This is a genomic window from Paenibacillus senegalensis JC66 (assembly GCF_000285515.1).
Taxonomy (GTDB): Bacteria; Bacillota; Bacilli; order Paenibacillales; family NBRC-103111; genus Paenibacillus_L; species Paenibacillus_L senegalensis.
In genome coordinates this window covers 1-952 of record NZ_CAES01000136.1, presented here as the reverse complement: position 1 = coordinate 952, position 952 = coordinate 1, and the positions used below count along the sequence as shown (strand labels likewise).

At 34.0% G+C, this 952-nt stretch carries 2 protein-coding genes; both read left to right on the top strand.

The annotated features are described in order from the left end of the window. Positions 1-459 (top strand): hypothetical protein (locus tag PSHG_RS26000; protein WP_010267340.1); only part of this gene is annotated, 459 nt, incomplete at its 5' end. A gap of 61 nt (positions 460-520) precedes the next feature. Next, positions 521-952, top strand: a 432-nt coding sequence (locus tag PSHG_RS25995; RefSeq protein ID WP_010267339.1) for a VanZ family protein, incomplete at its 3' end; no start/stop codon positions are given.

Below are 952 nucleotides of genomic sequence, written 5' to 3'. Positions count from 1 at the left end.
GTATTTAAAGAATATGTAGGGGAGTTTGTAGAACCACAAGTCATCCATCACATTCAGGCGACAATGGTTGAATTATCGGATGAAGGAGAAGTAACTACTTCTGATATATCTGCACTTGCAGAAAGCTTGCCTTTTAATTTTGAATTTGATTTTTATGCCAATTTGACATCCCGTACATTTTCAAATACACAAAGCAACGTTACAATTAGGATTAATGATGCATGCTGGGCAGATCCAGATCATTTTGCATGGCCAGATCAATTTTTCCGTCTATCGTTATATGCTGGCGGTAGTCTAGCGGGTTGGGCAGATATTCCAATTGAGTGTGATGGAGGTGCTTCAAGCATTTCAGTCAATTTTGATAACATACCTTCCGGTGAAATTTACTTTGTTATGTCGAAACCCGTATCCACTTACGACGGAAATCTAGTTGGAACAGGTCGGATTTTTAATCCATAAAAATGAGGTTTAAAGGGGAGAAAGACTCATTTTCTCCCCTCTTTCCAGAGAGGGAAGTATAATGTTGGATAATTTAAATAAAAAAGTGATTTTCAAATTAGTAGTTCTGATTATTTTTTTAGTATACATTAGTATCCTTCTGAAAATAACAATCTTTTCCCATAACTACTTGCCAGTGCAAACGGGATTACCCCCATTAAAATTAAAGCCAACAATAATTGAATTATTGTTAAACAGATCTTTTCAATTTAATGTAAGGAATTTAGGGGGGAATGTTTTATTGTTTTTACCATTAGGATTCCTCCTTCCTTTTTTTATTAAGCTAAATAACATGCGATTCCGGAAACAATTATTGATTTTTATGTTTTTAGGTTTTAGTGTTTCCTTAATAATTGAGCTTTGTCAAAGATATCTAGTTTACAGGATTTTCGATATCGATGATATTATTTTAAATACAATAGGGGCGGGAGTTGGTTTTGTAAGTGAGCATTTT